Consider the following 23,512-nt stretch of genomic DNA (forward strand, 5'->3'; position numbering starts at 1 on the left):
GCCGAAAGGCAGCACACCGCCAGAAATGAGAGGAAGTCAGCCTTGTCCTGTTTGCAGGTTGAAAATGTCAGTTGCCGTTACAACGGCCGCAATGTGCTGGAACAGCTCTCCCTGATGGTGGCTGACAACGAGATCGTCTGCCTGCTGGGGGCGAGTGGCTGCGGCAAGACCACGCTGCTCAAGGCCATCGCCGGCCTGTTGCCGCTGGCGGAGGGCACGATTCGCCTCGGCGATACCCTGCTCGACGGGCCGGGTGCCAGCGTGCCGCCCGAGGAGCGCAACATCGGCATGATCTTTCAGGATTACGCCCTCTTCCCCCACCTGACGGTGGCGGACAACGTCGGTTTCGGTCTGACCCGGCTCGATCGCCGTGTCCGCCAGCAGCAGGTGGACGAGGCGCTGGCGCTGGTCAATCTGCAGGGGCTGGGGGATCGCTATCCGCACCAGCTCTCCGGCGGCCAGCAGCAGCGGGTGGCCATCGCCCGCGCCCTGGTGTGCAAGCCGCGGCTGATGCTGCTGGACGAGCCCTTCTCCAATATCGACACCCAGGTGCGGATGAAGCTGATCCTCGAGATCCGCGCCCTGCTCAAGCAGCAGGGGATCGGCGCCATCTTCGTCAGCCACAGCAAGGAGGAGGCCTTTGCTTTTGCCGATCGGCTGGCGCTGTTTCGCGCGGGTCACATCGAGCAGGTGGGCCAGCCTGAGCAGCTCTATCGTCGCCCCCAGAATCGCTTCGTGGCGGAGTTTCTCGGCGGGGTCAACTACCTGGCGGCCGAGGTGGTGGACAGCCACTGCGTGCGTACGGCGCTCGGGGTCATCTGCGGCAGCGAGCCTCACGGCCGGGAAGCGGGTGAGCTGCTGCAACTGATGCTCAGGCCCCAGCAGCTGCTGCTGGAGAGCGCCGCGGATGGCGAGCTCAAGGTGGTGGAGCAGCAGTTTTTAGGCCACCACTGCCGGGTGCTGTTCGAGAGTGGCGAGCTGCGGCTGGAGGCGAGCATCGGCGAGCCGCTGGAGGGCGCGCGGGCGCGGGTCAGGGTGACCCCTCACGCCCTGGTGTTGTTTGACCTTTTACCCTGAACGCGTGATATCGTTGTGAAATCAATGAACTGGAACCGCGCTGGTTTATAATCGCGCAACGCTAATCGCCCATATCGCCAATGTCTGTTCAGGGGAGAGATATATGAAAGCCCAAGCCGGGATCTGCGCAGAGCCCAATCTGCACGCCCTCTATCTGATGTTCAACCGCACCGGTGACGCCGCCGAGCTGGTGGCCCGTCTGGCCAGGCTGCCGGCCCTGTGGGAGGCGGTGGCCGCCGATTTCCCCGCTGCCGGCTTCAGCGGTTTGGTGGCCGTCGGCGCCGACGCTTGGGATGGCCTCTATCCTGCCGCCCGTCCTCCCCAGTTCCGCAGCTTTATGGCGCAATCCGCCAACGGTCAGGAGGCCCCCAATACCCCGTTCGATCTGTTCGTGCAGTTGCGCGCCGATCGGGTGGATGTGCTGCATCACGCCGGTCAGCGCGTGATGGCCCTGCTGGCCGGGCTGGTAGAACTGGCGGAAGAGGTGCGCGGTTTTCGCAACCTCGACTGCCGCGATCTGACCGGTTTCGTCGACGGCACCGAGAACCCGCAGGATGAGCACCGCGCCGAAGTGGCGCTGCTGGCCGATGGCGAGTTTGCCGGTGGCTCCTACATCCACGTGCAGCGCTGGGTCCACGCCATGAGCGACTGGGAGAAGCTGGCGCTGAAGGAGCAGGAAGACATCATAGGTCGCACCAAGGTCGACAACATCGAGTACGAGTCGGCCGACAAGCCGCTGACTGCCCACATCAAGCGGGTCAACCTCAAGACGCCGAAGGGGGAGTCCATGGAGATCCTGCGCCAGAGCATGCCCTGGGGCACCATGACCGAGCAGGGGCTCTACTTCATCTCCTGCTGTCGCACCCCGCAGCACTTCAACGCCATGCTGGCCAGCATGTACAAGGGGGAAGGCAGTCACTTCGATCACCTGCTGCGCTTCACCAGGGCGGTGACCGGCTCGGCCTTTTTCGCCCCTTCAGAAGATTTTCTGGTGGGGCAGGGCAAATAAGCTCGACCCGCAGATATCAAAAATCCCGGCCTTGGCCGGGATTTTGCGTTCTGGTGCAACCGCTACAGGGCGGTTGCCACCCTTACGGCGTCTGTTCGAACAGCTCGAGGGCGGAGAGGTAGAGCTCCTCGATGTCGGTGTCGCTGGTCGGGGTGATGAAGATGGTGTCGTCACCGGCGATGGTGCCGAGGATCCCTTCGGCCTTGCCGAGGGAGTCGAGCAGGCGGGCGATCAGCTGGGCCGCACCCGGGCTGGTATGGATCACCACCAGGGCACCGTTGTGGTCGACATCCAGCACCAGATTCTTGAGCGGGCTGGAGGTGGTGGGCACGCCCAGTTCCACCGGCAGGCAGTAGACCATCTCCATCTTGGCATTGCGGGTGCGAACGGCGCCGAAGCGGCTCAGCATGCGCGATACCTTGGACTGGTTGATGTTTTCGAAGCCCATCTCTTGCAGGGCAGTTACTATCTCTGCCTGGGAGCCAAATCGTTCTTCTTTCAGCAAGGCTTTAAAGGCCTTGGCCAGTTTTTCTTGCTTGTCGTTATGCTTCATCTTGGACTCACGAATGAGGAGGTTTGGCTGCCTGTCACGCTCAGGCGGCAGATATGAACAGCGTGCCCATTTTGCATTCATATGCCTATTTTTGCAAGGAAGCGGCGCTTGTTCTGCATATTGATTCAGATATAGCTTGCATCCACCCATGCCAGCGTTAGAATCAGGACGAAATTTTGAAAACTTATTCAATTGGGCTGTATGGGTATTGAATTAATCGGTATCGAAAAATCCTGGCACAAGGTGCCGGTACTGCAACAGGTCAGCTTTCGGACCGCGCCCGGTGAAACCCTGGTGCTGCTGGGTCCGAGCGGTGCCGGCAAGAGCTCTCTGCTGCGCATGATGAACCTGTTGGACACCCCGGATGCCGGTGTCCTGCGCATCGGTGAAAGTGAATTTTCTTTCCCCTCCAGCCTCTCCACCGCCGAGTTCAACCGCCAGACCCAGGCGCTGCGGCGCAAGGTTGGCATGGTGTTCCAGCAGTACAATCTGTGGCCCCATCTCACCGTGATGGAGAACCTCATCGAGGCGCCGGTCAAGCTGCTCGGCATGAGCAAGGCGGCGGCCATGGAGAAGGGGGGTTATCTGCTGGCCCAGCTGCAACTGGCCGACAAGCGCGACGCCTGGCCGGCTCGCCTCTCCGGTGGCCAGCAGCAGCGGGTGGCCATCGCCCGTACCCTGATGATGGACCCCCAGGTGCTGCTGTTTGACGAGCCGACCGCGGCCCTCGACCCCGAGATCACCAAGGAAGTGGCGGAGATCATCCGCAACCTTGGCCAGACCGGCATCACCCAGGTGGTGGTGACTCACGAGGTGGAGTTCGCCCGCAAGGTGGCCAGCCAGGTGATCTATCTGGAGAAGGGGCGGATCATCGAAGCGGGCTCCGCCGCCATTTTCCAAGCCCCGCAAACCAGCCGGTTTGCCGAATTCTTGATGCATTGATATTCAAATCGATAAGGAAGCTGTCATGAAAAAGAGTCTGTTGCTGATCGCGGCCATGGGCCTGCTGAGCACCCAGGTGCTGGCGAAAGAGATCAAGTTCGCCACCGAGGCCACCTACGCACCGTTCGAATACCTGGACGACAAGAACGAGTTCCAGGGTTTTGACATCGATCTGGCCCGCGCCATCTGTGAACAGGCCAAGCTGGAGTGCAGCTTCCACAACCAGGCTTTTGACAGCCTGATCCCCAGCCTGAAATTCCGTCGCTACGACGCCGCCATCGCCGCCATGGACGTGACCCCGGAGCGGGCTGCCCAGGTCGACTTCTCCGACATCTATTACCAGAACTCCGCCGTGTTCGTGACCAAGAAGGACGCCTTCAAGGGGCCGGAAGATCTGGTGGACAAGACTGTCGGCGTGCAGAACGGCAGCTCCCACCAGTCCTATCTGGTGGACAACTGGGTGAGCAAGGGGCTGCTGACCGTGCCCTACGCCAGCTACCAGAGTGCCTTCCTCGACATGATGAACGGCCGCACCGACGGCGTGTTTGCCGATACCGCGGTCGCCGCCGACTGGCTCAAGCAACACAAGGAGTATGCCGTGATCGGCACGCCGGTGACTGACGCCAAGTACTTCGGCACCGGCTTTGGCATCGCGGTGGCCAAGGGCAATCAGGAACTGCTGACCCAGCTGAACAAGGGGCTGGCCGACATCAAGGCCAACGGCACCTATCAGAAGATCTACGACAAATATTTCGCGCACTAAGCCATGTTGAGCCTGTTGTTGGATGCAGCCTGGATGACCCTCGGGCTGGCCCTGGCCTCCCTGGTAGGGGGCATGGTGCTGGCGCTGGCGTTCAGCGCCGCCGAGCTGAGCAAGCAGCGGTGGCTGGTGTGGCCGGTGGCCACCCTCACCACGCTTATTCGCGGGTTGCCCGAGCTGCTGGTGGTGCTGTTCATCTACTTCGGCTCGACCCAGGTGCTGTTCCTCATCACCGGCGAGTACGTGGAGTTCAGTCCGTTCGCCTGCGGCGTGCTGGCGCTCTCCCTGCTGTTTGCCAGCTACGCCACTCAGACCCTGCGGGCCGCCCTCAATGCGGTGCCCGCCGGGCAGCGGTTGGCGGCGCTGGCGCTCGGCCTTGGCAAGCGTCACATCTTCTTTCGCATCGTGCTGCCCCAGGCCTGGCGTCACGCCCTGCCAGGGCTCGGCAACCAGTGGCTGGTGCTGCTCAAAGACACCGCACTGGTGTCGCTTATCGGGGTGAACGAGATGATGCGCCAGGCCCAGATGGCCTCGGCCAGTACCTATCAACCCTTCACCTGGTATGCCGCAGCGGCCCTCATCTACCTGGCCATCAGCCTGGTGAGTGAGTTCGGCTTGAAGCAGGCGTCCCGTTATACCCGCCGTTACGGAGGCTGATCATGCAGGATTACCTGATGACCCTGCTGGGTGGCCTGGCGATTACCCTACAACTGACCGCCGGCAGTCTGCTGCTGGGCGTGCTGATGGCGGCGGCCATGACCTGGGTGCTGGAGCGCCGCATCCCGGTGGCGACCCAGCTGGTGCAGCTGTGGGTGCTGGTCTTTACCGGCACGCCTCTTCTGATCCAGATCTTCCTCATCTACTACGGGCCGGGCCAGTTTGCCTGGCTCAAAGAGGGGCCGCTCTGGCCGCTGCTCAAGCAGCCCTGGTTCTGCGCCGTGCTGGCGCTCGGTTTCAATACCGCCGCCTACTCTACCCGGCTGTTCAAGGGGGCGCTCGACGCCATCCCGGCCGGTGAGGTAGAGGCCTGCCGCGCGCTCGGCTTCTCCGCCAGCCAGACCCTGTGGATGAAGGTACGCCACGCCGCCCGGCGACTGGTACCCGCCTATTCCAACGAGGTGATCCTGGTGCTCAAGGGGAGTTCGCTCGCCAGTACCATCACCATCATGGATGTGATGGGGCTGGCCCAGCGCCTCAATGCCCAGACCTATGACACCCTGGCGGTGTTCACCGTGGCCGGTGCCCTCTACCTGACCATGAACGGATTGTTAACAATTGGTTTTCGTTGGTGTGAACGCAGGGCGTTGGCCTTCCAGGGCTGAAGTCGGCAGATCTACCTATTAATGGTGAGGGGAAGTGCAGGAAATCTGTGCTTCCCCTCCAATTTTTTGCATTTTCCCCCATTTTTATTCGCCGCCTGTTTATTGGCTCACAGAACCTGTGATTACAACTGTTATCAGATTGTTTTTTAGGGGGGGATCCTTTAAGGTTGGGCGCACAACAAGAAACAACCTTAAACCTACGCTTAAACATGGAGTTGATCATGAAAGTTGCCGTTCTGGGTGCCGCCGGTGGCATCGGCCAAGCCCTCGCTCTGCTGTTGAAAAACCGTCTGCCTGCTGGTTCCGAATTGAGCCTGTATGACATCGCTCCGGTGACCCCGGGCGTGGCGGTCGATCTGAGCCATATCCCGACTGACGTGAAAGTAAAAGGTTTCTGCGGTGAAGACCCGAGCCCGGCTCTGGTCGGCGCCGATGTCGTGCTGATCTCCGCCGGCGTGGCGCGCAAGCCCGGCATGGATCGTTCCGACCTGTTCAACATCAACGCCGGCATCGTCAAGAATCTGGTGGAAAAGTGCGCCGCCTCCTGCCCGAAAGCGCTGATCGGCATCATCACCAACCCGGTCAACACCACGGTCGCCATCGCTGCCGAAGTGCTGAAGAAAGCCGGTGTCTATGACAAGCGTCGCCTGTTCGGCGTCACCACCCTGGACGTGATCCGTGCCGAGACCTTCGTGGCCGACGCCAAGGGTCTGAACGTCGACAAGGTGCGCGTCAACGTGATCGGTGGCCACAGTGGCGTGACCATTCTGCCGCTGCTCTCCCAGATCGAAGGTGCCAGCTTCACCGCCGACGAAGTGGCCGCCATGACCAAGCGTATCCAGAACGCCGGTACCGAAGTGGTGGAAGCCAAGGCCGGTGGCGGTTCCGCCACTCTCTCCATGGGCCAGGCTGCCTGCCGTTTTGGTCTGTCGCTCATCAAGGGCCTGCAGGGTGAAGCCAACGTCATTGAGTGCGCCTACGTGGAAGGCGACGGCAAGCACGCCACCTTCTTCGCGCAGCCCATTCTGCTTGGCAAGAACGGCGTCGAAACCGTGCTGGACTACGGCAAGCTGAGCGCCTTTGAACAAGAGGCGATGGATGGCATGCTGGCCACCCTGAAAGCCGATATCCAGCTGGGTGTCGACTTCGTCAAGTAAGGCGTCCGGATGGACAGCAAGGGGAGCTTCGGCTCCCCTTTGTCGTTATGGGCAGGCGGTGCCGGACTAAGGGGATGCCGCCGGCTGCCGATAACAGGGTGCTGCAGGAGATCCTTATGATGAAACCCATTACCCTTGTCGGCCTGCTCTGTTTGCTGACGCCCCCATTGCTGACGGGCCAGGCGCAGGGTGCCGAGCCTTCCACCTCTGCTGCCGCCGCGACGAGCGGGGCCACGCCGTCGGCCAGTGTGCCGGCGCAGCCGGAGGTTGCCGCCCAGTCCTCTGCGGCTGCCCTGTCCTCTGCTGCGGCTCCCGCACCGGCTGCCGTGCAAACTACGGCAACGCCATCCGCCAACCCCTCTGCACCGGTTGCGGCAACGAGTACAACACCCGCCGCTGTGCCAGCGGCAGCCCCCATTCCCGCGCCTGTCGCTGCAGAGGGTGACCGTTCGCCGAACAATCGTCCCATGACCAGCACCCCGGCCAGCGGCCTGACCGTGGACAGCGGCGCGCTGCAGGCGGTGCCGCTCTATCGTCAGGACGAACTGCTCAACTGGATTGAACAGGGCCGTCACCTGCAGCAGGTCAAGCAGGACAGGTGCCAGCTCACCCAGGATATCGAGGTGCGGGCCGAGGTGATGAAGATCCCCTCCTATCAGTTTCTGTGGGGGGACATGCTGGCCTGGGGGGTCTGCATCAAGCCCAATGCGGAGCTGGGGGTGAAATTTATGTGGGATGCGGCCAACCAAGGGCTGGCGCCGGCGCTGGAACAGCTGGGTCGCTACTACTGGAAGGGCACCCTGGTGCAAAAGGACCTGCTCAAGGCCGAGACCCTGATGCGGGAGGCCGCCAGCCTGGGCTTCCAGCGGGCGCAGATCGAGTGGGTGGAGATGTTGTTGCAGGGGATGGGCAGCCCGCTCGACTATGAAGAGGCCTACCACTGGCTGCACAGCACGGTGATCGGCGACAAGGCGCTGCACCAGAAGGCGACCGGTCTGTTGAGCCGGCTCGGCAACCGGATGCCGGCCAACGCCATCGCCCGTGCCAAGGCGATGCACTGATCCCAAAAAATGACCCACGGATCTGCATCCGTGGGCCGGGAGGGGCCAGCCGCCGTGCCGTGACAGGCTGGCCCCTCATCAGGTTATAGTGATCCGCCCGCCTTACAGATCTTGGTGGGGACCAAAAACTTCGTAATGGAGCTGCCCGGCCGGAATACCCGCCGCGATCAGCTGCTGCTTGACCGCCTGCATGAAGCCAAGAGGGCCACAGAAGTAGTAGTGGGCCTGCGGCGTGATGCGCTCCTGCACGGCACTCAGATCCATGGTGCCGGCAAAGTCGTAATCTTTGCCTTGCACGTCACTGGCCTGTGGCTCCCGATACCAGACCCGGCTCAGCAGGTTGGCGTGCTGGCGGGATTTTTGCTGAATATCCTCCCTGAAGGCATGCACGGCACCCTGTTCGCAGGCGTGCAGCCAGGTGATGTCGGCCTGATGGCTGTTCGCCAGCAGCTGGTTGAGCATGCTCATCATCGGCGTGACACCCACACCGGCCGAGAGCAGCACCACCGGGGTATGGCCATCGGCTTTCAGGTAGAAATCGCCGGTGGGCGGCATCAGTTCCACTTGATCGCCCTTCTGCAGATGATCGTGCAGCAGGTTGGAGACCTGGCCCTGCGGCTCGCGTTTTACGCTGATGCGGTAGTGCTGGCCGTTGGGAGCATCGGAGAGGGAGTACTGGCGGATCTCCTGATACTCGAGCTCGGGATGGACCAGCTTGATGCTGAGGTACTGGCCCGGCTTGAAGTCCAGCACCGGCTTGCCATCCACCGGCGCCAGCAGGAAGGAGGTGATGAGCTCGCTCTCGACCCGCTTCTCCTTGATCAGGAAGGGGCGGGGGCCTTGCCAGCCACCGATCTCGTTCGCCTTCTCCTGATAAATCTCGCTCTCGCGGCCGATGAAGATGCTGGCGAGCACGCCGTAAGCCTTGCCCCAGGCATCCAGTACTTCGTCGGTGACCGCACTTCCACCCAATTCTTTGAGCGTGGCCAAGAGATGACTACCTACAATGTGATATTGTTCTGGCTGGATCAGGAAACCCGTGTGTTTGTGGGCGATGCGTTCCACGGCACCGGCCAGTGCCCCCAGATTGTCGATGTTCTTGGCGTAGGCAGCCACCGCATTGAACAGCGCCAACGGCTGACCGCCGCTGCGCTGGTGCGCCAGGTTGAAAATGTCCTTCAGCTCCGGGTTATGGCTGAACATGCGCTGGTAGAAATGCTGGGTGAGCGCGGGGCCCGCTGATTCGAGCAAAGGGATGGTGCTTTTGATGACGGCGATGGTGGCTTGGTCTAACATAGGGGTTCCTTGCTAATTGAACATCTAGAATGTCACTTAATAAGCTGCATCCTAGATGTTTATTTGATCTGAATCAATAATCAATTTCCGCGTGATGCGACACAGGCACTATGAGACTAACTAGCTATACCGATTTTGGATTGAGAGCCCTGCTCTATCTGGCGACCCTGCCGGAGGGCGAATTGTCTAGCGTGGCCAAGGTCTCCGCCTTGTATGACGTCTCCCGCAACCACATGGTGAAGGTGGTGAACCAGCTGGTGAAACTGGGTTACCTGCAGTCCCAGCGCGGCAAGAATGGCGGCATTCGCATGGCCTGCGCGCCGGAGAGCATCAACATCGGCCAGGTGATCCGGGCGCTGGAAGGGAACCTGGACGGCATCGACTGCAACTCGCCGGCCTGCCACATCGTCTCTGTCTGTTTGCTGAAGAGTGCCCTGAAAGAGGCGATGAATGCGTTTCTGGCGGTGATGGACAGCTACACGCTGCAGGATCTGCTGGCCAATCGCGACGAGCTGCAGCAGGTATTCGGCGAGTTGATCCCGACTCTGGTGCTGGAGCCTGGCGACGAAGATGAGTGAGCCGATCGCCGGCCAATGACGCAATAGAAAAAGGCTGCCATCGGCAGCCTTTTTTCAATCTTCCAGTCCCGACTCGTTTCGGTACAACGCCGGCATGATCCGCGCCATCTTCACCATGTTGTTCTCCACCTCCAGGATCTCGATGGGGTAGCCGGCCAGCCGCAGGCTGATGTTGGGCTGGGGGATCTCCTCCAGATATTCGAGGATGACGCCGTTGAGGGTACGGGGCCCGTCGATGGGCAGTTGCCAGTTCATCTCCTTGTTGAGCTCGCGGATGCTGGCCGAGCCCTCCACCAGGAAGGAGCCATCCGGCTGGGGATGGATCTCGTCGCTGGGCGCCGGGGTCATGGAGGTGGTGAAGTCGCCCACTATCTCTTCCAGGATGTCGTCCAGGGTGATCAACCCCTGAATGTCGCCATACTCGTCGACGATGAGACCGATCCGCTCCTTGTTGCGCTGGAACTTGGCCAGTTGCACGTTGAGGGGCGTCCCTTCCGGAATGAAGTAAATCTCGTCCACTTCCCGCAGCAGGCTCGACTTGTTGAACTGATCCTTGGCCATCAGGCGCAGCGCGTCGCGGGCGTGCAGAAAACCCACCACGTCGTCGATGTTGTCGCGATAGAGCAGGATCTTGGTGTGGGCGCAGTGGGCCAGCTGACGCAGTATGGTCTTCCAGTCATCGTTGATGTCGATGGCGTAGATCTCGCTGCGCGGCACCATGATGTGCTCCACCGTCATCTTGTCCAGATCCAGGATGCTGAGCAGCATCTCCTGATGGCGCTGGGGGATCAGACTGCCCGCCTCGTTGACGATGGTGCGCAGCTCCTCGGTATTGAGGGAGTCATCCTTGTTCGGATTGATCTTCAGCAGCTTGAGCAGGCCGCTGGTGATGCCATTGATCATCCAGACGAAGGGGGCAAGCGGCACCATCAACCCCTTGAGCACCCAGGAGGCGGGATAGGCGACTTTCTCCGGGAACATGGCCGCCAGGGTCTTGGGAGTCACTTCGCCAAACACCAGCACGATCAGGGTCAGGCCGAAGGTGGCGATGGCCACCCCCAGATCCCCGAACAGACGAATACAGACAATGGTGGCGATAGCTGACGCCAGGATGTTGACCAGGTTGTTGCCGATCAGGATCAGCCCCAGCAGGCGGTCGGGCCGGGAGAGCAGTTTCTCCACCCGACGGGCAGCCTTGTGCTTGGTCTGGGCCAGATGCCGCAGCTTGTAACGGTTGAGCGACATCATGCCGGTTTCAGAACTTGAGAAGAAGGCAGACATGAGGATCAAGATAACGAGAACAATCAGCAATGTACTCGTTGAGATACTGTCCAAGAAGGGCTCCTGTGGGACTGGGTGATGAAGAAGTAGTGGGCGTTTAGCTCAGCAGCACTTCTTTGACGAAGCGACTGCCGAAGTAGGCCAGGGTCAGAATGACGCTGCCGATCAGGCTCAGGGTGATCACCTTGCGACCGCGCCAGCCACGGGTATGGTGGCCCCACAGCAGCAGCACGTAGACGCACCAGGCCAGGATCGAGAGGATGGCCTTGTGGGATTTGCCCTGGGCGAACATGTCTTCGAGGAAGAAGAGGCCGGAGGCAATGGAGAGGGTCAGCAACAGGACGCCGGCCGAGATGAGCTGGAACAGCCGCTTCTCGACCGTCATCAGGGGCGGCATGGCCGGCAGCTGGCTGATCTTGCGCGTCTTCAGTTGCCGGTCCAGACAGGCGAGCTGCAGCGCAAACAGGCAGGCGATCATCAATACCGAGTAGGCCATCAGCGCAAGACCGATATGCAGCAGCAGCTGGGGATGGGCCTCCAGGTGGGTGATGTAGCGACCGGGAATGAGGGCGCTGGCGGCCAGCAACAGGGCCGAGAAGCTGTAGACCACCGGCAGCAGGATCCAGCCGTTGAAGCGGCGGGTGACGCAGGTCATGAAGCAGCTGATGATGAGACTGACCAGCGATGCCACGTTGAGCATGCTCAGATTCTGCCCGGAGTGGGTAACCAGCACCTCGCCGGAGAGGGCGGCGCCATGGGCGATCAGGGCCAGTCCGATGCAGGCAAACAAGGGGGCTTGTCCCACTGGTTTGGCACTGAGCAGCAGGTGCAGAGAGGCGATGATGGCCAGCAGATAGAACGCCAGGGCCAGAACAGAGATCACGATCATAACCGGGTCGTTGTCGAGCAAGCGATTGGGAATAGGAAGGGCAGTATACCTTGCACAAGATGTGCTCGCCAGTTGTGCTGCCGCCGATCTGCCCATATATAGGCAGCATGTTGGGTCAGCCGCACAGGGCTGGCCGCAGCCGAGTGCGGCGAATAATCGTCCTCATCGTGCGAGTGAGGTATAATGCCTCCCATTTGTTACGCCAAGAACCGGAATGCGTCATGTTTGAGAATTTGACTGAACGACTCTCGCGCACCCTGCGCAACGTCAGCGGCCGTGGCCGCCTGACCGAAGAGAACATCAAGGATACCTTGCGCGAAGTTCGCATGGCGCTGCTCGAGGCGGACGTCGCCCTGCCGGTGGTGCGTGACTTCGTCGCTCGTGTCAAGGAGCGGGCGGTGGGCCAGGAAGTGGCCAAGTCCCTGAGCCCGGGCCAGGCCTTCATCAAGATTGTGCACGGCGAACTGGTCTCCGTGATGGGGGAGGCCAACGAGCAGCTCAATCTGGCGGCCCAGCCGCCGGCCATCATCCTGATGGCGGGTCTGCAGGGTGCCGGTAAGACCACCACGGTCGGCAAGCTGGCCAAGCTGCTCAAGGAGCGCAACAAGAAGAAGGTGCTGGTGGTCAGTGCGGACGTCTACCGCCCGGCGGCCATCAAGCAGCTGGAGACCCTGGCCGGCGACATCGGCGTTGACTTCTTCCCGAGCGATGCCAGCCAGAAGCCGGTGGACATCGCCAACGCGGCCATCAATCAGGCACGCAAGAAGTTCTATGACGTGGTGATCGTCGATACCGCCGGTCGTCTGCACGTCGATGGCGAGATGATGGAGGAGATCAAACACCTTCACGCCACCATCAAGCCGGTGGAGACCCTGTTCGTGGTGGATGCCATGACCGGTCAGGATGCCGCCAATACGGCCAAGGCGTTCAACGAGGCGCTGCCGCTCACCGGCGTGATCCTCACCAAGGCGGACGGCGATGCCCGCGGCGGCGCCGCCCTGTCGGTGCGCCATATCACCGGCAAGCCGGTCAAGTTCATCGGTATGGGCGAGAAGACTGACGCGCTTGAGCCTTTCCACCCGGATCGTCTCGCCTCTCGCATCCTCGGCATGGGCGATGTGCTCTCTCTCATCGAGGAGGTGGAGCGCACCGTCGATAAAGAGAAGGCAGCCAAGCTGGCCAGCAAGGTCAAGAGTGGCAAGGGCTTCGATCTGGAAGACTTCCGCGAGCAGCTGGCCCAGATGCGCAACATGGGCGGCATGATGGGGATGCTCGACAAGCTGCCCGGCATGTCCGGCCTGCCGGACAACGTCAAGGATCAGATGGATGACAAGCTCACCGTGCGGATGGAGGCCATCATCAGCTCCATGACTCCCAAGGAGCGTGCCCATCCCGATCTGATCAAGGGCTCTCGCAAGCGCCGTATCGCCGCGGGTTCCGGCATGCAGGTGCAGGACGTCAACAAGCTGCTCAAACAGTTCACCGAGATGCAGCGCATGATGAAGAAAATGTCCGGCAAGGGTGGCATGCGCAAGATGATGAGCCAGATGAAGAACATGCTGCCTCCCGGCTTCGGTGGCGGCCGCGGTCCGTTCTGATTATTCGGGCTGACGTAGCGAGTGAGGGTCTGCCAGCGGCAGGCCCTTTTCATTGCGGCTCTGCGCAAAAAATGGCTGGCTTGGTTGCAATTATTACGAATCCAAGTAGAATTATGCGGCTTATTTTAAGCTAGGGTCCGCGTGTTTGCGGGCCTTGTTCATTAGATGTTAATGAGGACGATATGGTAACCATTCGTTTACAACGTGGTGGCGCGAAAAAGCGTCCGTTCTACCAGGTAGTAGTTGCTGACAGCCGTAACGCCCGCGACGGTCGTTTCATCGAGCGCGTTGGTTTCTTCAACCCGGTTGCTTCTGGTAACGCTGAAAAGCTGAACCTGGACCTGGCTCGTATCGAGCATTGGGTTGCTACTGGTGCCGCTGTTTCTGACCGCGTTGCCAAGCTGATCAAAGACGCTGCCAAAGCTGCTTAATCAGCCAAACGGTAAGGAGTTAAGGTGGAAAAACCTGTAGTTCTGGGCACCCTAGGTACCGTTTACGGCATCAAGGGCTGGCTTAAAGTGAACTCCTTCACCGATGTTGCCGAAGCGATTTTCGATTACAACCCCTGGCTGATCAATCAGAACGGGGTGTGGCGTGAAATTCAGGTTTCATCCTGGAAGCGTCACAACAAGGGTCTGATCTGCAAACTCGATGGTATCGACGTGCGCGAGGATGCCCTGGCATTGACCAATGTCGAGATTGGCGTAGCCGCCGATCTGTTGCCTGCGTTGCCTGAGGGCGAGTTCTACTGGCGTGACCTGATTGGTTGCTCGGTAGTGACCACCAAGGGATACGACATGGGCAAGGTGACCGAATTGATGGAAACCGGCTCCAACGATGTGTTGGTGGTTGAGGCCAATGTAAAAGATGCCTTTGGTGCGAAGGAGCGGTTGATTCCGTTCCTGGAAGAGCAGGTGATCAAGAATATTGATCTGACTGCTCGAACAATCGAAGTTGATTGGGATCCTGGTTTCTAGTTTCCCGCGCTAACACGGGTGCCGGAGGTTTCTTATGTGGATTGGGGTGATTAGCCTCTTCCCTGAAATGTTCCGAGCCATTACCGAGCACGGGGTAACGGGTCGGGCCGTCAAGAGTGGCCTGCTGCAGATTGAGTGCTGGAACCCCCGGGACTTTACCCACGACAAACACCGTACGGTCGATGATCGTCCTTATGGTGGTGGGCCCGGCATGCTAATGATGGTTCAGCCGCTGCGTGACGCGATTCATGCAGCCAAGCAAGCGGCGGGAGACGGGGCGAAAGTCATCTATCTCTCTCCTCAGGGACGCAAGCTGACTCAAGCGGGCGTGACCGAGTTGGCGACGAATCAGAAACTGATTCTGGTAGCCGGTCGATACGAAGGTATCGATGAACGCGTGATACAAACCGAAGTCGACGAAGAGTGGTCTATCGGGGATTACGTGTTAAGTGGTGGCGAGTTGCCTGCCATGACCCTGATCGATGCGGTTTCGCGTCTGGTCCCAGGGGTTTTGGGCGATCAGGCCAGTGCCGAGCAGGACTCCTTTACGGATGGCTTGCTGGATCATCCCCACTATACTCGGCCGGAGGTGTTGGATGGGTTGGCGGTGCCCGAGGCGCTGACAAGCGGCAATCACGAAGTGATTCGGCGCTGGCGTCTCAAGCAGTCGCTCGGACGAACCTGGCAAAGAAGGCCGGAACTTATTAACAACCTAGCTCTGACTGACGAGCAAGAATCACTTCTTGCCGAGTATGTCCGCGAAGTGCGTGACAGCGTTAAGTAGAGTTTTCAGTTTATCCTAGGTAAGGAAAGACAATGAGCAAGATTATTCAGCAGCTTGAACAAGAGCAAATGCGTACCGACATCCCGGCTTTTGCCCAGGGCGACACCGTACGTGTTCAAGTTCGTGTTAAAGAAGGTGGTAAAGAGCGTCTGCAGGCTTTCGAAGGCATCGTGATTGCCAAGCGTAACCGCGGTCTGCACTCTGCTTTCACCGTTCGCAAGATCTCCAACGGCGAAGGTGTTGAGCGTGTATTCCAGACTCACTCTCCGCTGATCCACAGTGTAGAACTGAAGCGTCGTGGTGATGTTCGCCGCGCCAAACTGTACTACCTGCGCAACCTGTCCGGTAAAGCTGCTCGTATCAAAGAGAAGCTCAACTAATTCGATTCGAATTGGTGTCGATATGTCGGCGAAATGCTCGACAGGTAGTGAAAAGGCTCGCCAATGGCGAGCCTTTTTTGTATCCACTTTCGGGTGTGCCGGCTCAACCTGGCTGGCTGACCCGCACCACTGAGTTGTCTCGCCCGAAGGGGCCGGGTACGTAGTCATCCGCCGCCCAGTCGTTGTCGTAGCGGGTCTCCCCGTTCGGCTGAACCAGCTGATAGCAGTATTCGAAATGGCTGGGGCCATCGGTCGGCAGGTTGAGGGTGGTCTTGAACTCACCGCTCTTCATCCGCTTGAGCTCGATGGGTTGCCACTGGCTGAACTCTCCCAGCAACAACACCTGCTCGGCCTCTCCTGCGGCCTCCCTTTCCACGGCAAAGGTCACCTTGACCTCGGGGCGGGACTTGAGAAATTGCTTGTTGATCGGCATGACGCCTCCTTGTCCTGATTGCGAAAAATAGCGACTGTCTATTTTTATATCACTTTATGACAAGGATGTTGATAACAGAGATCAAGCGGGCAGGGCAAAGTGGCGCTGCAGCAGGCCGTGGGTGAAACCTATCTTGAGGTAAAAACCGCGGGGCAGGGTCAGGATCGGCTGGCCATTGCGACCGATGGCCCGGGTCAGCGCCTTGTTGTTGGCCGCCTTGGGACGCAGTTGCAGCACCTGGCCGTGGCGGGCGCTGATCTGCTCCACCTCTCCCAGCACTATCATGTCCATCAGCTCTTCCCAGTCCTGGCGCAGCAGCATCTCCTCCTCTTCATTCGGGCTCCACAGCAGCGGCATGCCGATCCGGCGCTCGCCGATGGGAATGTCGCGGCTGCCCTCGACCGGGATCCAGAGCACGCGGGAGAGCTTGTTGCGCACGTTGGACTCCTCCCAGCGCTGGCCGCTGACACCGATCAGCGGTGCCACGCAGACGAAGGTGGTTTCCAGCGGCTTGCCCTGAGGATCGATGGGGATCGTCTTGAGCTCGATGCCGAGATCCGGGAAGTCCTGCTCCGGCTTGCTGCCGGCGCTCGCTCCCAGCTGCCACTCGATTAGCTGGCCGACCCAGCCCTTGTCCCGACGCAGATCCGCCGGCACGGCGATGTTGGCGTCGGCGGCCAGCTGGGCCAGGGTGAAGCCGGCCATGGCGTAGGCGCGGGCCAGCAGTTCCTGTTCGGAGCGGGGATTGGCGGGCATGAGTGACTCCTGCAAAGAGGGATTATTCTAGCAACTCTGATCCTCCCTGAGGATCGCTGTTTTTATAACCGATCCTGGCAGGGGTATGCACAGGGGGGGCTGTTTTGTGTGTAAGTGTTTATCGTAATGATTTAAAAGGAATTTGTCTCCAATTTATCGATGGGCGTTGCGCTGGATCCTGCCTTGAAATAGTTGTCCAAGGGTTTGCTCGCGCTGTTTCACACAGTTATCCACAGAAATCTTGGATAACTGCTTAAAAGTAGGAATAGTCACCCTGTTGTTACAAAAAAATGTGAAACGGCACCGATTTTTGCGGCGATATCGGGGCAGATAGTGTGTCACTCCTGTGGATAAAATAGCCGTGGTGGATCTTTGAACAGTCGAACTTGTTCACAATCCGGATCCCGGATCGCCGGCGGTAAAAGACATGGATCTTGATCCAGCATTCTTTGTTTAACACCATGTATTTAAATACATATTTTGTTTTCTATCACATCCTGTATGCTGTGGGGCAGTTTGGAGAAGATAAATAAAACTACTGTATATACCCGCTTGCTCACAGGCTTATGCACAGTCTGGGTGGGCAACTTGCGGGATCTGATCCTTTAATTTGTTTATAAGTTTGCTTGAAATCGAAAGTTATTCATGAATGGGGGATTGCAGTCCTTGTTTGCTGCCACGAGGTGAATGTGGAACAATCCCCTTATAGATTCAGCCTTTATAAGGTGATCACGTGATAGATGGCGACGGGTTTCGTCCCAATGTCGGAATCGTGATCTGTAACCGTGACGGACAAGTATTGTGGGCCAAGCGTTATGGGCAGCACTCCTGGCAGTTTCCGCAGGGAGGAGTTGATGACGGTGAGACGCCAGAGCAGGCCATGTATCGTGAGCTGTATGAGGAGATAGGCCTCAAGCCCGAGGATGTGACCATCATGGCGACCAGTCGCAACTGGTTGAAGTATCGCTTGCCAAAACGCCTCGTTCGTTGGGACAGTTCACCGGTCTGTATTGGCCAAAAACAAAAATGGTTCCTGCTGCAGCTGGATCCGGGCAGGGAGTCCAGGATCCAGTTCGGTTGTCATGGTCATCCGGAGTTTGATGACTGGCGTTGGGTCAGCTTCTGGTACCCGGTGCGTCAGGTGGTTTCCTTCAAGCGGGAAGTCTATCGCCGGGTGATGAAGGAGTTTGCCCCGCTGGCGATGCCGGTGCTGGCAGTGCAGGTCAACAAGAAGGATGGGCGGCGTAATCGCGCCCGCTAAGGAGCACAGATTAGTTGTTAACGGAACTCAGACGCATCGTCGAAAGCATGGCCGAAGCCAATACCCTCGAGCTGGCCTTGCAGGCACTGGTCAGCCAGACCCGGCTGGCCATGTCGGTGGACTGCTGTTCCGTTTACGTCTCCGAACCTGAAATGCGCCGCTACCGGCTGGCTGCGACCGACGGTCTGGCCGAGTCGGCGGTGGGCAAGGCCACCCTGCCATTCGAGCAGGGTATCGTCGGCCTAGTGGGTCAGCGTGAAGAGCTGATCAACCTGGCCGATGCCCCCTCCCACCCCAGTTTCAAATTCCTGCCCGATGTGGCCGAAGAGGCGTTTCGCTCCTTCCTCGGCGCCCCCATCATGCATCAGCGCCAGGTGGTGGGCATTCTGGTGGTGCAGCAGAAGGAGAGCCGCCTCTTCGATGAGGGGGAGGAGTCCTTCATGGTCACCCTGGCGGCCCAGCTGGCGGCGCGCATCGCCCAGGCTCAGGCCAAGGGGTGGCTGCAGAAGACCGACTGGAGCAAGCCGCTGCGCGGCATTGCCGGGGCCAGCGGCATCGCCATGGCCAAGGCCTGGGTGTGGCGGCCGCGCAAGGAGCTGCGCTCCATCACCCCGCGCAAGGATGAGGATCACGCCAGCCAGCTGGCGCGGCTGAACGTGGCGGTGGAAGAGGTGCGCCACGATCTGGAGAGCCTGGCCCTGCGTTTTCGCGAGAGCTACAGCCAGGACTCGGTGGCCATCTTCGACATCTACCTGCATCTGCTGGACGATCCCGGCTACATCAAGCCGATCCGCAACAAGGTGAGCAAGGAGCACTGGACGGCGGTCTCGGCGGTCAAGCTCATCAGCGATCGTCTCATCGAGCAGTTCAAGGGGATGAAGGATCCCTATCTGCAGGAGCGCTCCACCGATGTGAAGGACATCGCTCAGCGGCTCATCAGCCGGCTGGTGCAAAACGAGCCCGAGCACATCGCCATCGGCGAGCCTGTGGTGCTGGTCGCCGACGAGGTGACGGCCACCATCCTCGCCGAGGTGCCCCGCGAGTTCCTGACCGGGGTGGTGTCCCTCAAGGGGGGAACCAACTCCCACGCTGCCATCCTGGCCCGCGCCATGGGGGTGGCGGCCATCATGGGGGTGGATCTGCCGCTCGGCGACATCGGTGGTCGCATGCTGGTGGTCGACGGTTACAGCGGCGATCTCTTCATCGAGCCCAATCAGGTGATCCTGACCGAGTATCGTCAGCTGCTGAGCGAGGAGCGGGCGCTCGATACCCTGGTGCGCAGCGTCGACAACCAGCCCTCCGAGACCGCCGATGGCGTGCCTGTCTCCCTGCTGCTCAACGCCGGCCTCAGCGCCGACACCGAGATCTCTCTCAATCAGCTGGCGGACGGGGTCGGCCTCTATCGCACCGAGATCCCCTTCATGCTGCAGGACAGCTTCCCCTCCGAGTGGGAGCAGACCGCCCGCTATCGCGGCATTCTGGAAACCTATCGCAACCGGCCGGTCTGCATGCGGACCCTGGATGTGGGCGGTGACAAGCAACTGCCCTATTTCCCCATCGTCGAGGAAAATCCCTTCCTTGGCTGGCGGGGGATCCGGCTCACCCTGGATCACCCCGAACTGTTCCTGGTGCAGCTCAAGGCAATGCTGCGGGCCAGCGAAGGGCTGGACAATCTGGCCATCATGCTGCCGATGATCAGCAGCGTCAGCGAAATCAAGGCCTCCCGCCGCCTGCTGGATCAGGCGTGGCGCGAAGTGTCGGAAGAGGCGGCCAGCCGTGAGGCGGTGATCCGCTACCCGAGCCTCGGGGTGATGATCGAGGTGCCTTCCGCCCTCTACATCCTGCCCGAGATGGCCCCGCTCATCGACTTCTGGTCGGTGGGCAGCAACGACCTGACCCAGTACCTGCTGGCGGTGGATCGCAACAACGCCCGGGTCGCCAACATCTACGACGCCTTCCATCCGGCGGTGATCCGCGCCCTGCAGCTGCTGGTTGACGCCTCCCATCGCTACCACAAACCGGTCTCGGTCTGTGGCGAGCTGGCCGGTGATCCGGTGGGGGTGTTGCTGCTGCTGGCCATGGGCTATCGCCGCTTCAGCATGAACACCCACAACATCGCCCGCATCAAGTACGTACTGCGCCAGGCCAACCTGAGCGAGCTGACTGTGCTGCTGACCGATGGCCTCAAGCACGACAACCCGCACGTGCTGCGTGGCCTGTTTGCCCGCTATCTGGAAGAGCACGGTCTGGGCGGTTTGCTGCGCGCCGGTCACAAAGCGAAACAGATTGATTGATAATCATGCCTTGTCCCTGCTGACGAATGATCGGAAAATGCGGCTTTTCTTATGACTGGGGCCGCTTATGCAGCACGATGGATATTGGGTTTTCTCGCAGATTGATCCCGTAGCATTCAGTTTGGGACCACTATCGGTACGCTGGTATGGTCTCATGTACCTGTTTGGCTTCGCTTTTGCCATGTGGCTGGCGGGGCGTCGCGCCGATGCGCCAAACAGCGGCTGGACCCGCAACGAGGTGTCCGACCTGCTGTTTTACGGCTTCCTCGGGGTGATCCTGGGTGGTCGGGTCGGTTACGTGCTGTTCTACAACTTCGACATGTTCCTGGCCGATCCCCTCTACCTGTTCAAGATCTGGACCGGTGGCATGTCGTTCCACGGTGGCCTGATCGGGGTCATCACCGCCATGGTCTGGTTTGCCCACAAGACCAAGCGCCACTTCTTTACCGTGGCAGATTTCGTGGCACCGCTCATTCCGTTTGGCCTCGGCGTCGGCCGTATCGGCAACTTCCTCAACGGCGAGCTGTGGGGTCGGGTCACCGATGTGCCCTGGGCCATCATCTTCCCGGAGGCGGGCCCCGAGCCGCGCCACCCCTCCCAGCTCTACCAGTTCGCACTGGAAGGGGTGGTACTGTTCATCATCCTCAACCTGTTCTGGCGCAAGAACCCGCCGCGCGGCGCCATCTCCGGCATGTTCCTGCTGTTCTACGGCCTGTTCCGCTTCCTGGTGGAATTCGTGCGCCAGCCTGACAGCCAGCTGGGGCTCTACTTCAACGAGATCAGCATGGGCCAGATCCTCTCTACTCCGATGATCCTCATCGGTGCCCTGATGATCTGGGCCGCTTACAAGCGCCCGCAGCTGTTTGGCAACGCCGTGAAGGAGGCAAAACAATGAGAGCCTATCTCGACCTGATGCAGAAGATCCTGGATGAGGGGACCGTCAAGTCCGACCGTACCGGCACCGGTACCGTCTCCCTGTTCGGCCATCAGATGCGCTTCAACCTGGCCGAAGGCTTCCCGCTGGTGACCACCAAGAAGTGCCACCTGCGCTCCATCATTCACGAGCTGCTCTGGTTCCTCAACGGCGACACCAATACCGCCTATCTGAAAGAAAATGGTGTCAGTATCTGGGACGAGTGGGCCGACGAAAACGGCGATCTGGGCCCAGTCTACGGTGCCCAGTGGCGCTCCTGGCCAGCGGCTGACGGGTCTGTCATCGACCAGATCCAGAAGGCGGTGGACGACATCAAGCACAACCCGGATTCCCGTCGCATCATCGTCTCTGCCTGGAACGTGGGCGAGCTGGACAAGATGGCGCTGGCCCCCTGCCACGCCTTTTTCCAGTTCTACGTGGCGGACGGCAAACTCTCCTGCCAGCTCTATCAGCGCAGCTGTGACGTCTTCCTCGGCCTGCCGTTCAACATCGCCAGCTATGCTTTGCTGACCCACATGATGGCCCAGCAGTGCGACCTGGAGGTGGGGGACTTCGTCTGGACCGGTGGTGACGTGCACCTCTACTCCAACCACATGGAGCAGACCGCGCTGCAGCTCTCCCGCGAGCCGCGCCCGCTGCCGACCCTGCTGATCAAACGCAAGCCGGACTCCATCTTCGACTACCGGTTTGAGGATTTCGAGATCGAGGGTTATGACCCCCATCCCGGCATCAAGGCGCCCGTCGCCATCTGATATGAAAGGCGTCCATGAGGCGCCTTTTTTATGCATAAAAACCACAGAATATTCATTCTTATGGGGGAGTTTCGAGTGATATCTGCCCGAGAGAAAACCTGCTTATAGCAGGCATGTTTGATTTTGCCTTCGGTTTTTTCGTTGTATTTCGCAGTAAGAAACGATTTTTCACGGATTGTTATCGGATATAGACTCAAATCAAAGTAAGACTGTGGATATTTTAACCATGAGCGACGTAATCAAGAAGTTCCTCAAGCTGGAGGCCGCCTCCGGAATAATTCTGATCATGGCAGCCATGCTGGCCATGATCCTGGCCAACAGCGGCCTGGCCGGCAGCTATCAGGCTTTCCTCGATACCCAGGTGCAGGTGCGCATTGCCGCCCTCGACATCAACAAGCCGCTGCTGCTCTGGATCAACGACGGCTTCATGGCTGTCTTCTTCCTGCTGGTCGGCCTCGAGGTGAAGCGCGAGATGCTGGAGGGGGCCCTCTCTTCCCGGGTGCAGGCCACCTTCCCGGCCATCGCGGCGGTGGGCGGCATGCTGGCGCCGGCCCTGATCTATGCCTTCTTCAACTACTCGGACGAAGTGGCGCGTGCCGGCTGGGCCATTCCCGCCGCTACCGACATCGCCTTCGCCCTCGGGGTGATGGCGCTGCTGGGCAAGCGGGTGCCGGTGAGCCTCAAGGTGTTTCTGCTAGCGCTGGCCATCATGGATGACCTAGGGGTCATCATCATCATCGCCCTGTTCTACACCCAGCAGTTGTCGCTGACGGCGCTGGCGATCGGCATCCTGGCGACCCTGACCCTGCTGTGGATGAATCGCCGCGGCGAGGATCGGATCAGCCTCTACATGCTGGTCGGGCTGGTGCTCTGGGTGGCGGTGCTGAAGTCGGGCGTCCATGCGACCCTGGCCGGTGTGGTGGTGGGTTTCATGATCCCGCTCAACGGCAAGCGTTATGAGTCGCCGCTCAAGCATCTGGAGCATGCCCTGCACCCCTGGAGTGCCTACCTGATCCTGCCGCTGTTCGCCTTTGCCAACGCAGGGGTGTCGCTGGAAGGGATAGGTCTCTCCTCCCTGCTGAGCCCGGTGCCCATGGGCATCATGCTGGGGCTGTTCATCGGCAAGCCGCTCGGGGTGTTCACCATCAGCTGGCTGTCGGTCAAGCTGGGCATTGCCCAACTGCCACCTGGGGTCAACTTCAGACAGATCTTTGCGGTCAGCATTCTGTGCGGCATCGGCTTTACCATGTCGATGTTCATCGCCTCGCTGGCCTTCGAGCACGGCGGATTGGATTACGGCAGCTACTCTCGCCTCGGGATCCTGGTGGGATCCACCCTGGCGGCGATCGTCGGTTATCTCGCCCTGCGCATGGCGCTCCCGAACCGGGAGGCCGATCAAAGCACGGAGGGGTTATGAA

25 protein-coding genes are annotated in these 23,512 nt (G+C 60.1%); 19 read left to right on the top strand and 6 right to left on the bottom strand.

Features of this window, described 5'->3' with window-relative positions; all coding sequences use genetic code 11:
- Positions 1 to 42 precede the first annotated feature (42 nt).
- Positions 43 to 1,077, top strand: coding sequence for an ABC transporter ATP-binding protein (locus AB5Y95_RS16210; protein ID WP_368161587.1), 1,035 nt, complete (start codon positions 43 to 45; stop codon positions 1,075 to 1,077).
- Between the two features lie 103 nt (positions 1,078 to 1,180).
- Positions 1,181 to 2,086 (top strand): Dyp-type peroxidase, encoded by a 906-nt coding sequence (locus tag AB5Y95_RS16215; protein ID WP_368161588.1) that lies wholly within the window; start codon positions 1,181 to 1,183, stop codon positions 2,084 to 2,086.
- A gap of 82 nt (positions 2,087 to 2,168) precedes the next feature.
- Here the strand turns inward: AB5Y95_RS16215 and argR are convergent, their stop codons facing one another.
- Positions 2,169 to 2,639, bottom strand: coding sequence for a transcriptional regulator ArgR (argR, locus tag AB5Y95_RS16220; protein WP_005308670.1), 471 nt, complete (start codon positions 2,637 to 2,639; stop codon positions 2,169 to 2,171).
- Positions 2,640 to 2,840: 201 nt separating this feature from the next.
- Here argR and AB5Y95_RS16225 point away from each other — a divergent pair, with 201 nt between their 5' ends.
- The 6 genes from AB5Y95_RS16225 (at position 2,841) to AB5Y95_RS16250 (ending at position 7,881) form a co-directional block, all read left to right on the top strand.
- Positions 2,841 to 3,581: an ATP-binding cassette domain-containing protein gene (locus tag AB5Y95_RS16225; protein WP_005308671.1), complete on the top strand. Its 741-nt coding sequence runs from the start codon at positions 2,841 to 2,843 to the stop codon at positions 3,579 to 3,581.
- Positions 3,582 to 3,606: 25 nt separating this feature from the next.
- The gene (locus AB5Y95_RS16230) at positions 3,607 to 4,344 is read left to right on the top strand and encodes a transporter substrate-binding domain-containing protein (RefSeq protein WP_005308673.1); all 738 of its coding nucleotides are present in this window, start codon (positions 3,607 to 3,609) and stop codon (positions 4,342 to 4,344) included.
- A gap of 3 nt (positions 4,345 to 4,347) precedes the next feature.
- Complete coding sequence (gene artQ / locus AB5Y95_RS16235) at positions 4,348 to 4,998, top strand: arginine ABC transporter permease ArtQ (protein ID WP_017787497.1); 651 nt, start codon at positions 4,348 to 4,350, stop codon at positions 4,996 to 4,998.
- A 2-nt stretch (positions 4,999 to 5,000) separates the two neighbouring features.
- Positions 5,001 to 5,663 carry an arginine ABC transporter permease ArtM gene (gene artM / locus AB5Y95_RS16240; RefSeq protein WP_017782222.1) on the top strand — a complete coding sequence of 221 codons (663 nt, stop codon included), beginning with the start codon at positions 5,001 to 5,003 and terminating at the stop codon, positions 5,661 to 5,663.
- Between the two features lie 221 nt (positions 5,664 to 5,884).
- Positions 5,885 to 6,820, top strand: coding sequence for a malate dehydrogenase (gene mdh / locus AB5Y95_RS16245; protein ID WP_017780273.1), 936 nt, complete (start codon positions 5,885 to 5,887; stop codon positions 6,818 to 6,820).
- A gap of 467 nt (positions 6,821 to 7,287) precedes the next feature.
- Positions 7,288 to 7,881 (top strand): tetratricopeptide repeat protein, encoded by a 594-nt coding sequence (locus AB5Y95_RS16250; protein ID WP_005308682.1) that lies wholly within the window; start codon positions 7,288 to 7,290, stop codon positions 7,879 to 7,881.
- A 102-nt stretch (positions 7,882 to 7,983) separates the two neighbouring features.
- On the opposite strand, the gene hmpA is transcribed toward AB5Y95_RS16250, so the two are convergent.
- Positions 7,984 to 9,177, bottom strand: a complete 1,194-nt coding sequence (gene hmpA, locus AB5Y95_RS16255; RefSeq protein WP_206866380.1) for an NO-inducible flavohemoprotein — start codon at positions 9,175 to 9,177, stop codon at positions 7,984 to 7,986.
- A 110-nt stretch (positions 9,178 to 9,287) separates the two neighbouring features.
- Here hmpA and AB5Y95_RS16260 point away from each other — a divergent pair, with 110 nt between their 5' ends.
- On the top strand, positions 9,288 to 9,755 hold the full coding sequence (locus AB5Y95_RS16260) for an Rrf2 family transcriptional regulator (protein WP_005308686.1): 468 nt from the start codon (positions 9,288 to 9,290) through the stop codon (positions 9,753 to 9,755).
- Positions 9,756 to 9,809: 54 nt separating this feature from the next.
- Here the strand turns inward: AB5Y95_RS16260 and AB5Y95_RS16265 are convergent, their stop codons facing one another.
- Positions 9,810 to 11,090: an HlyC/CorC family transporter gene (locus tag AB5Y95_RS16265; RefSeq protein WP_005308688.1), complete on the bottom strand. Its 1,281-nt coding sequence runs from the start codon at positions 11,088 to 11,090 to the stop codon at positions 9,810 to 9,812.
- A 43-nt stretch (positions 11,091 to 11,133) separates the two neighbouring features.
- Positions 11,134 to 11,925 (bottom strand): inner membrane protein YpjD, encoded by a 792-nt coding sequence (gene ccsA, locus AB5Y95_RS16270; protein ID WP_290037525.1) that lies wholly within the window; start codon positions 11,923 to 11,925, stop codon positions 11,134 to 11,136.
- A 221-nt stretch (positions 11,926 to 12,146) separates the two neighbouring features.
- Here ccsA and ffh point away from each other — a divergent pair, with 221 nt between their 5' ends.
- From ffh to rplS, 5 genes are all read left to right on the top strand, one after another.
- Positions 12,147 to 13,523, top strand: a complete 1,377-nt coding sequence (gene ffh, locus AB5Y95_RS16275) for a signal recognition particle protein (protein WP_329267948.1) — start codon at positions 12,147 to 12,149, stop codon at positions 13,521 to 13,523.
- A gap of 182 nt (positions 13,524 to 13,705) precedes the next feature.
- Complete coding sequence (gene rpsP / locus AB5Y95_RS16280) at positions 13,706 to 13,954, top strand: 30S ribosomal protein S16 (RefSeq protein ID WP_005308695.1); 249 nt, start codon at positions 13,706 to 13,708, stop codon at positions 13,952 to 13,954.
- Between the two features lie 24 nt (positions 13,955 to 13,978).
- Complete coding sequence (gene rimM, locus AB5Y95_RS16285; RefSeq protein WP_005308697.1) at positions 13,979 to 14,500, top strand: ribosome maturation factor RimM; 522 nt, start codon at positions 13,979 to 13,981, stop codon at positions 14,498 to 14,500.
- Between the two features lie 34 nt (positions 14,501 to 14,534).
- Positions 14,535 to 15,284, top strand: a complete 750-nt coding sequence (trmD, locus tag AB5Y95_RS16290) for a tRNA (guanosine(37)-N1)-methyltransferase TrmD (RefSeq protein WP_005308699.1) — start codon at positions 14,535 to 14,537, stop codon at positions 15,282 to 15,284.
- A gap of 32 nt (positions 15,285 to 15,316) precedes the next feature.
- Positions 15,317 to 15,664 (top strand): 50S ribosomal protein L19, encoded by a 348-nt coding sequence (gene rplS, locus AB5Y95_RS16295; protein WP_005308701.1) that lies wholly within the window; start codon positions 15,317 to 15,319, stop codon positions 15,662 to 15,664.
- A gap of 103 nt (positions 15,665 to 15,767) precedes the next feature.
- Here rplS and AB5Y95_RS16300 read toward each other — a convergent pair whose 3' ends face one another.
- Together AB5Y95_RS16300 and mutH are read right to left on the bottom strand one after the other, a co-directional pair.
- Positions 15,768 to 16,097: an isoamylase early set domain-containing protein gene (locus AB5Y95_RS16300; protein ID WP_005308703.1), complete on the bottom strand. Its 330-nt coding sequence runs from the start codon at positions 16,095 to 16,097 to the stop codon at positions 15,768 to 15,770.
- Between the two features lie 81 nt (positions 16,098 to 16,178).
- Complete coding sequence (gene mutH, locus AB5Y95_RS16305) at positions 16,179 to 16,853, bottom strand: DNA mismatch repair endonuclease MutH (protein WP_017787501.1); 675 nt, start codon at positions 16,851 to 16,853, stop codon at positions 16,179 to 16,181.
- 733 nt (positions 16,854 to 17,586) lie between these two features.
- Here mutH and rppH point away from each other — a divergent pair.
- The 5 genes from rppH to nhaA all read left to right on the top strand — a co-directional run bounded on the left by rppH (position 17,587) and on the right by nhaA (position 23,511).
- A complete protein-coding gene (gene rppH, locus AB5Y95_RS16310; protein WP_244365469.1) occupies positions 17,587 to 18,114 on the top strand; it encodes an RNA pyrophosphohydrolase in 528 nt (175 codons plus the stop codon).
- Positions 18,115 to 18,128: 14 nt separating this feature from the next.
- A complete protein-coding gene (gene ptsP / locus AB5Y95_RS16315) occupies positions 18,129 to 20,408 on the top strand; it encodes a phosphoenolpyruvate--protein phosphotransferase (RefSeq protein ID WP_017780269.1) in 2,280 nt (759 codons plus the stop codon).
- Between the two features lie 67 nt (positions 20,409 to 20,475).
- A complete protein-coding gene (gene lgt / locus AB5Y95_RS16320; protein ID WP_017765294.1) occupies positions 20,476 to 21,303 on the top strand; it encodes a prolipoprotein diacylglyceryl transferase in 828 nt (275 codons plus the stop codon).
- Positions 21,300 to 22,094: a thymidylate synthase gene (gene thyA, locus AB5Y95_RS16325; RefSeq protein ID WP_042008720.1), complete on the top strand. Its 795-nt coding sequence runs from the start codon at positions 21,300 to 21,302 to the stop codon at positions 22,092 to 22,094. Before lgt ends, thyA begins: the two co-directional genes overlap by 4 nt.
- Before the next feature lie 226 nt (positions 22,095 to 22,320).
- Positions 22,321 to 23,511, top strand: coding sequence for a Na+/H+ antiporter NhaA (gene nhaA / locus AB5Y95_RS16330; RefSeq protein ID WP_005308714.1), 1,191 nt, complete (start codon positions 22,321 to 22,323; stop codon positions 23,509 to 23,511).
- Position 23,512: the final 1 nt, after the last annotated feature.

It is taken from the genome of Aeromonas sp. R5-3 (assembly GCF_040908225.1).
Taxonomy (GTDB): Bacteria; Pseudomonadota; Gammaproteobacteria; order Enterobacterales; family Aeromonadaceae; genus Aeromonas; species Aeromonas dhakensis.

What these genes read in the sequence shown, in the direction of transcription:
- AB5Y95_RS16230 (WP_005308673.1), top strand. Translation starts at nt 3,607, where the DNA reads ATGAAAAAGAGTCTGTTGCTGATCGCGGCCATGGGCCTGCTGAGCACC.
- rpsP (WP_005308695.1), top strand. Translation starts at nt 13,706, where the DNA reads ATGGTAACCATTCGTTTACAACGTGGTGGCGCGAAAAAGCGTCCGTTC.
- mutH (WP_017787501.1), bottom strand. Translation starts at nt 16,853, where the DNA reads ATGCCCGCCAATCCCCGCTCCGAACAGGAACTGCTGGCCCGCGCCTAC.
- AB5Y95_RS16225 (WP_005308671.1), top strand. Translation starts at nt 2,841, where the DNA reads ATGGGTATTGAATTAATCGGTATCGAAAAATCCTGGCACAAGGTGCCG.
- mdh (WP_017780273.1), top strand. Translation starts at nt 5,885, where the DNA reads ATGAAAGTTGCCGTTCTGGGTGCCGCCGGTGGCATCGGCCAAGCCCTC.
- artQ (WP_017787497.1), top strand. Translation starts at nt 4,348, where the DNA reads ATGTTGAGCCTGTTGTTGGATGCAGCCTGGATGACCCTCGGGCTGGCC.
- thyA (WP_042008720.1), top strand. Translation starts at nt 21,300, where the DNA reads ATGAGAGCCTATCTCGACCTGATGCAGAAGATCCTGGATGAGGGGACC.
- ccsA (WP_290037525.1), bottom strand. Translation starts at nt 11,925, where the DNA reads ATGATCGTGATCTCTGTTCTGGCCCTGGCGTTCTATCTGCTGGCCATC.
- artM (WP_017782222.1), top strand. Translation starts at nt 5,001, where the DNA reads ATGCAGGATTACCTGATGACCCTGCTGGGTGGCCTGGCGATTACCCTA.
- AB5Y95_RS16250 (WP_005308682.1), top strand. Translation starts at nt 7,288, where the DNA reads ATGACCAGCACCCCGGCCAGCGGCCTGACCGTGGACAGCGGCGCGCTG.
- hmpA (WP_206866380.1), bottom strand. Translation starts at nt 9,177, where the DNA reads ATGTTAGACCAAGCCACCATCGCCGTCATCAAAAGCACCATCCCTTTG.
- nhaA (WP_005308714.1), top strand. Translation starts at nt 22,321, where the DNA reads ATGAGCGACGTAATCAAGAAGTTCCTCAAGCTGGAGGCCGCCTCCGGA.
- AB5Y95_RS16215 (WP_368161588.1), top strand. Translation starts at nt 1,181, where the DNA reads ATGAAAGCCCAAGCCGGGATCTGCGCAGAGCCCAATCTGCACGCCCTC.
- argR (WP_005308670.1), bottom strand. Translation starts at nt 2,639, where the DNA reads ATGAAGCATAACGACAAGCAAGAAAAACTGGCCAAGGCCTTTAAAGCC.
- AB5Y95_RS16300 (WP_005308703.1), bottom strand. Translation starts at nt 16,097, where the DNA reads ATGCCGATCAACAAGCAATTTCTCAAGTCCCGCCCCGAGGTCAAGGTG.
- trmD (WP_005308699.1), top strand. Translation starts at nt 14,535, where the DNA reads ATGTGGATTGGGGTGATTAGCCTCTTCCCTGAAATGTTCCGAGCCATT.
- rplS (WP_005308701.1), top strand. Translation starts at nt 15,317, where the DNA reads ATGAGCAAGATTATTCAGCAGCTTGAACAAGAGCAAATGCGTACCGAC.
- AB5Y95_RS16260 (WP_005308686.1), top strand. Translation starts at nt 9,288, where the DNA reads ATGAGACTAACTAGCTATACCGATTTTGGATTGAGAGCCCTGCTCTAT.
- ffh (WP_329267948.1), top strand. Translation starts at nt 12,147, where the DNA reads ATGTTTGAGAATTTGACTGAACGACTCTCGCGCACCCTGCGCAACGTC.
- lgt (WP_017765294.1), top strand. Translation starts at nt 20,476, where the DNA reads ATGCAGCACGATGGATATTGGGTTTTCTCGCAGATTGATCCCGTAGCA.